The sequence below is a fragment of the Methanogenium sp. MK-MG genome, assembly GCF_009914725.1.
Taxonomy (GTDB): Archaea; Halobacteriota; Methanomicrobia; order Methanomicrobiales; family Methanomicrobiaceae; genus Methanogenium.
Window position 1 is genome coordinate 1 of the sequence record NZ_JAAAWJ010000090.1, and the last position, 6,627, is coordinate 6,627.

At 49.1% G+C, this 6,627-nt stretch carries 5 protein-coding genes and 1 tRNA gene; 2 read left to right on the forward strand and 4 right to left on the reverse strand.

Annotated elements, in window-relative coordinates; translation table 11 throughout:
* The coding region (metG, locus tag MKMG_RS10060) for a methionine--tRNA ligase (protein ID WP_165077711.1) at window positions 1-1,641 on the forward strand (1,641 nt) is incomplete at its 5' end.
* A gap of 513 nt (window positions 1,642-2,154) precedes the next feature.
* On the opposite strand, the gene MKMG_RS10065 is transcribed toward metG, so the two are convergent.
* From MKMG_RS10065 to MKMG_RS10075, 3 genes are all read right to left on the reverse strand, one after another.
* Window positions 2,155-2,229 (reverse strand) — tRNA-Arg (locus tag MKMG_RS10065).
* 57 nt (window positions 2,230-2,286) lie between these two features.
* Window positions 2,287-2,697: a DUF473 domain-containing protein gene (locus MKMG_RS10070; RefSeq protein ID WP_254059166.1), complete on the reverse strand. Its 411-nt coding sequence runs from the start codon at window positions 2,695-2,697 to the stop codon at window positions 2,287-2,289.
* Window positions 2,697-3,422 (reverse strand): proteasome assembly chaperone family protein, encoded by a 726-nt coding sequence (locus tag MKMG_RS10075; RefSeq protein ID WP_371415216.1) that lies wholly within the window; start codon window positions 3,420-3,422, stop codon window positions 2,697-2,699. The genes MKMG_RS10070 and MKMG_RS10075 overlap by 1 nt, the downstream gene beginning before the upstream one ends.
* A gap of 148 nt (window positions 3,423-3,570) precedes the next feature.
* Between MKMG_RS10075 and MKMG_RS10080 the strand changes: the two genes are divergently transcribed.
* The gene (locus MKMG_RS10080) at window positions 3,571-3,918 is read left to right on the forward strand and encodes a DUF5611 family protein (RefSeq protein ID WP_165077712.1); all 348 of its coding nucleotides are present in this window, start codon (window positions 3,571-3,573) and stop codon (window positions 3,916-3,918) included.
* Window positions 3,919-3,935: 17 nt separating this feature from the next.
* On the opposite strand, the gene leuS is transcribed toward MKMG_RS10080, so the two are convergent.
* A partial coding sequence (gene leuS, locus MKMG_RS10085; protein ID WP_165077713.1) for a leucine--tRNA ligase occupies window positions 3,936-6,627 on the reverse strand: 2,692 nt, incomplete at its 5' end.

Genomic DNA, 6,627 nt, shown 5'->3' on the forward strand with positions numbered 1-6,627 from the left:
AAAACAATAAGCCAGAGTTACTGCCCAAAATGTCAGATGTTTCTGCCGGACCGGTATGTGGAAGGCATCTGTCCTCACTGCGGCGCCCATGCGCGTGGAGATGAATGCGATCAGGGATGCGGTAAACACCTGGAGCCCGGTGAAATTACCCAACCGGTCTGTAAGGTCTGCGGTGAAAAAGCCGAGATGAGAGAACAGGAACATTATTTCTTTAAACTCGGTGATTTCAGCGAATTCCTGCAGGAATACCTGCCCACTCTGGGCGGCACGACGAATGCACGGAATTACGCCATCGGGTGGCTCAAGGAAGGATTGCATGACTGGTGCATCACACGAACGCTTGACTGGGGTGTGAAATTCCCCGGCAATGAGGACCTCGTGGTCTATGTCTGGGTCGATGCACCGATCGGATATATGTCATTCACCAAAGAGTGGGCGGAAGAGAACAATGGCGACTGGGAACAGTTCTGGCGGGGCAGTCAGCCCATCACGCACTTTATCGGACAGGATATCATATACCACCACTGTGTCTTCTGGCCGGCCGTTCTGAAGGGTGCAGGGTATGCCACACCGGACGCGGTGGTGGCAAGCGGCATGGTCAAGATCAATGACAAGACCTTCTCCAAGTCACGGGGATATGTCGTCTGGACAAATGATGATTACCTCGATCAGGGGCTTCCGGCAGATTATCTCCGCTATTATCTGCTTGCCTATACGTCGCACACCAAAGAGCTCAACTTTTCATGGGATATATTCCAGGAACGGATCAATAACGAACTGGTGGACACCTTGGGCAATTTCCTCTACCGGACACTGCATTTTGCCGCAAACAAACTGGGAGGCATTCCTGAAGGAGAGCCGGACCCTGAAATCTGTGAGAGGATTCAGGCAACCCTGGATACGGTCAAGACGGAGATGGAACGGTATGAGTTCAAGAACGCAATCGATGAGATGATGGCGCTTGCCTCATATGGCAACTCATATATCCAGAATAATGCACCCTGGAAACTCATCAAAGAAGACAGGCTGGCAGCAGCATCGGTGATTCTTAACTGTCTGCAGATTGCAAAGGCCTGCACCCTGCTGTTTGATGCACTGATTCCGGAAGAGGCACAGAATGCATGGGAGATGCTGGGATATACCGACAGTGTCACAACGCACCATATCGCAGAATCAACAGAAGGATTTGCACACAATAATCTTCCAAAACCTTCTATTATATTTGCGAAAATTGAGGACGAAACGCGGGATGCACTGAACGAAATTATGAAAATAAGGATTGAGGAAGCAGAAATGAACGAAAATACTGAAATACAGACCGAAGGACGTATCACCATTGATGAATTCGCACGTGTTGAGATGAAAGTTGCAAAGATACTCGCAGCAGAAAAAATAGAGGGGTCAAAGAAACTGCTCAAAATCCAGGTCAGTCTGGGGGATGAAGAACGCCAGATCGTCAGTGGAATTGCCCAGCATTACTCGCCTGAAGAACTGACAGGGAAGTCCGTTGTTGTGGTGACAAACCTGAAGAAAGCAAAACTCTTCGGCGTAGAGAGCGATGGCATGATCCTTGCGGCGGGAGACAATGCCTCACTGCTGGTTCCGAATGAGGACGTTGAACCCGGAACAAAAATTCTTTAATTTTTTCCCGAGCGAAATACTCTTTTTTAAAAATCAATTCATGATGCTCGTCATTTTGAGCAGATGTCTGGAATCGGCAGCCAAATAACGTTTGAATTGCAGATCCTGCGGATATTTGCCCCGGAAGATACTGTCCACACAGGAGCTCGCAGTGGGCAGTTCTCCTCTGAGACAACCGATACGTCCTCCTAAAATATTCACCAATAGAGACCCCTCAGTAGTCTGCAATCAACCGTATTTTTAGCAAATAAATGGCATTGCAGTCGTCATTTTCCGCCAGAAAAAAAGAGCAGAAAAGACGTCTGTTTCACCCCCCGATTCCCCAATACAGGGAGTCAAAGAGGGTGGTCAAAGGGTTACAAAAAACAGGGGTGAGGCAGGAGCAGCAATCACTGCGGGGGGCACTGACCAGAAAAAATACACCTATTTTGAAACTGACGATACAAAAAACCACAATCGTCCGGATAATAACCAGTCTGACGTTGCAGAATACGAACATAAGAAAAATAATGACGGACCTGGAGGGATTCGAACCCCCGACGTCCGGGTTAGAAGCCCGGCGCTATATCCTGGCTAAGCCACAGACCCAATACATTCTGCGTCATAAGGTCGCTTTCAGGGAAGATAAAATGAATGGAATTGATATTATCCTGCACGATAACATGACGGCCGGATTACTTCCACAAATGTGGGTTCTCCCCAGCCGGTACCATCCACAGACTTTGCCATCGCACCATTCAGGTACCGCACCTGAATCCGTGCAGACATCCTCTCCCGTTCCTCATAATGATAGGGGGCCATATATTCGACCAGCCTCTTCATATTTATCGTCAGTGAGATGACCTGCACAATAATTCCACGGTCTCCGGTAGTAAAATCATCCAGATCAACCGATGTCAGCAACAGAACATCACCGGGTGATGTTACAGTAAGAGATATCAGATTGTGTGCACTCTGGAGTTCCAGTGTGCGTGGCTTCCCTTTCTTGAGCTCTTCAATAACATGTGGCGCAATACCGGTGAGTGCAATACACTTAAGCGTACATTCCATCATCATCACCCGTACATCGGAAGGTGTTCTTTCTTCACCGGTTGCTGTTCAGCCCGTTCGACCTGCTCGGCCATCTGCTGCAAAGACGCTTCAATTTCAGTTGCCTGTTCAATCAGTGGATCAATACTTATATTAAATCCAAACAGTTCATTCAGAACAGTTATTACTGCAGCAGCCGCCCGTGGGTCCGGCGCATTCACCGACTCCCCCATAAGTCCGATTGCCATTAAGCCGTTTACCTTACATTCGGTAAGGACGGTTCCTGCAATTCCGGTAATGCTTCCCATCGGCAGAATATCTGTTTTGTCACCGATCTGTTCAAGTCCTGCTTTCTCTGTTGCAACCCCAAATACCCGTTTTTCAACATCATTCGTTACAACCCCTGCCACAACCACTACTTCCTGCACCGGAAATGCAGAGAGCCATTCCAGAATGCCATTCCCAACCTCATAGCAGATCGCCGGATGAATCGGGACATCAGAGATGATGAGAACATACTGATCTTTCTGAAATATCCGCATCGGGGCATTGACGATGCCGTCAACCATCATTGCAAGCGGAGGGAAATATTTGCTGGTGATATTTCCAATATGCTCAAACTCCAGCTCATCGATCATATGGGCAAGTGCAATACTCCCAACGAGTCCGCTACCGGGAAACCCCAGCAGTACAACGAGGTTCTCACCTTCCGGATCGCTGGATTTTATTCTTATATCCTCTATCTTTATCACGGTCCTCAATACCTCTACAAGGGTAATGGGTAAACACAAGTATAAAAAGAATTTCCGTATATGTGTGAGAGAGAGAGAGAATGCCACGGACCTGATTGGATATGATCAAGAACCAACAATCATAATATCTGACATCAATACATCTGGTATGCAGGAATATCCAATTAAAAGGGGATATACCAAAGAATTTGCCATACGGATGGTAGATGGTCTGACAGAACTCTTTGGTGAGACGGCAGAGGAAAATGAGGGGCACTATACCATCTCATACGGATCTTTCAGGCGTTTTGAAGTATACACCGGTGAAAAAGGAAAAACACTGATTGTGGATTCTGACTCAGACATGACAGTTTTTGATCGTCTGACTGAGGAAGAGGCAAATGAGGTTGTACTTGATACAAACAGACGCTTCAGACAGTACCTTGAGCATGTAACCGGATATAATACAAAAGAACGAAAAAAGAATGCAGAAAAAGCTGCCAAAAAAATGGCATAATTTTTTATTTTACAACTTCACTGCACAACAATTGCCGGTTTAAACGGCAGCGCTGCCCGTGCCTTGGGGTGAGAACTCTCCTCAGCATTGACGACAGAGACTGAGACACCAAACTCACGTTCCAGGAAGTCCCGTACTTCACTGAATACGGCCAGTTCGTCCGGCCCGGTTTCAGTAATCAAGGATACCAGTTCAGGCGGGAAACGGTGTATCTGATTTGTGATCTGTTTTGCAGCATCCGTTGCCTCTTTTCCACGGTTTCTCATATCCTCGTTCTTCATGATCTCGCCCATCACCTTCTTCCTGTCGGATGCAGAGGCAATGACGCGGAATATCTCCCATTTCCATGCCGGCGCCACGTAGAGGGTGATGGATTCGGTCTCGATCTGGATCAGGCGCATAATGGATTCAATGTCCTCCACTGTCCGGGAGAGCAGTTCCTCGGAGAGTTCAAGACCATTGTTGACAAGGGAAGAATCGGGCTGTGGCCAGGGTGCAAATGCAACCGGTTCGCCTGAACCAACCGTTGTCCAGAGCTCCTCACAGGTATAGGGGATGAATGGTGCAAGCAGCCTGACCCATGTTGGTGCGATGGTATGGAGGACCGCTGAACTGCGTATACCTTCTGGAAGACGGCGACGGTACCACTTCAGGTCTGATTCAATGCTGAAGTAGGCCTCCTGCAGTGCCTGACGTGTCTGGAACGATTCAAGGGCCGTTGTCGTCATCTCAATGTGCTTTTGCATACGGGACAGCACCCATGCATCAATGTCATAGGTGTCCTCGCATTCAATGCCCTCATTGATGGTGTTCCAGAACCGTTCTATCTGTTTACGGACCGACGAGACCAGTTCATTTCTCCAGTCAAAGTCCTGCCACGGTTCGGCGCTGCCCACCAAAAACATCCGCACCGTGTCAGCACCGAATTCATCCAGAGCATCTTCAAGCAGGATCACATTTCCTTTGGATGAAGACATCTTGGCACCTTCCAGCAGACCCATGCCGAAGATGACCATACCCTGCGGCCGCAGTTCGGGAGGGAAGAGGGCGTCATGGTGGAAGAGCTGGAACGTCAGATGGTTGGAGATCAGATCCTTTGCTGAGAAACGGAAGTCATACGGATACCAGTAGAGGAATTCCTGCCTGAGATCATCGAGAGTCTCTCTGGGAATGCCTTGCGGGTCCCCTTTACCGAGGAATATATACTCAAACACATCCGGAGTGAGCAGTTCCGGTTCAATGTGCCTGATCTTATGGGAAATGGTGTAGTATGACATATACATGGTCGAGTCAGACAGAGGCTCAACCAGCCAGTCCTTATCCCATGGCACTTTGGTACCCAGTCCGACTCTTCTTGTACATGCCCAGTCGTTGAGCCAGTCAATTGTACGGGTAAATTCTGCCCGGACTTCAGGGGGCACCAGAGTCAGGGATTCCAGATCCTTATGTACATTTGCTTTCCATTCCGGGTCACTGTATTTCAGGAACCACTGGTCCTGCAGAATCCTGACATACACCCGTGTCCCGCAGCGGCAGACGACATTTCTGTTGTCAAACTCAAACATCACCGCAGAGCCGTAGCGCTCAAGCATCAGCTCTGATATTTCCTCTCTGGCTTCTTTTACCGGCTTACCACCGTATTCCGGAAGCATCCTGCCTTTTGAATGTTCTGCATTATATACTTCCTGTGTCAGGACTTCCATGGCCGGATCGTTCTGGTTACTGATACCTGAGCGTTCAACCGCATCCTGGGCCGGGCATCTGCCATATCCTTCGACCGTGATCAGGGGCACCGGAGTAATATCCGGGTATCTGCCCTGCTGCTGGAGGTCACGGAGGGCAATATAGTCAAACGGTGCATGAGCGGGCACACTCATCACGATGCCTGTCGCCATATCAGGGTCGACAAAGGCTGCCGGCAGAATCTGTACGTCCCCGCTCAGCGGATTGGAGACGGTCTGGTCAACGAGGGCTGCACCCGATATCTCTCCGTCCAGTATCACGTCATGGTCCTGCAGGCGAATCTTATCCGTTGCTTCAGGTGAAAGAATCCATTTCCGGCCATCGACACGCACCTTCTGGTAGGTGACTGCAGGGTTCACCCAGAGATTGGTCACGCCATACGTCGTCTCCGGTCTGAGGGTGGCACAGGGAATGATGTAGTCATTCCAGCTGAACATCACCAGCACATACTTGACAATCTCTGCATGTTCTCCTTCCAGCAGATCATGATCACCGACAGGGTTGTCGCATCCCATACAGTATTTCACAGGATGAGCACCCCTCACGACCCTGTTTTGATCATGCAGGTGAAGGTACTGCCATTCAATAAATTTGGAATATGTCGGGTCCACCGTTGTAAACCGCCGTCTCCAGTCAATGGAAAGGCCGCAGCGGCTCATTACCCGCTCATATTCCTGACTGAAATGACGAACAATTGACATCGGTTCAGTGAATGTATCAAGTGTCTCCTTTGGTACACGGTAGAGATCGGAATAGAGCCTGATTGTCTTCTCATCACCTGCTGCAATTCTCCGTGATATACCGATAACAGGAGTGCCGGTCACATGGAAAGCCATCGGATAAAGGACCTGATATCCTTTCATTCTCCAGAAACGTCCGATAACATCAGGCACGATGTATGTCCTCCCGTGCCCGACATGCATTGCCCCGGATGGATATGGATACGCAACGTTCAGGTAGAATTTA

What these genes read in the sequence shown, in the direction of transcription:
- MKMG_RS10070 (WP_254059166.1), bottom strand. Translation starts at nt 2,697, where the DNA reads ATGATGATGGAATGTACGCTTAAGTGTATTGCACTCACCGGTATTGCG.
- MKMG_RS10080 (WP_165077712.1), top strand. Translation starts at nt 3,571, where the DNA reads ATGCAGGAATATCCAATTAAAAGGGGATATACCAAAGAATTTGCCATA.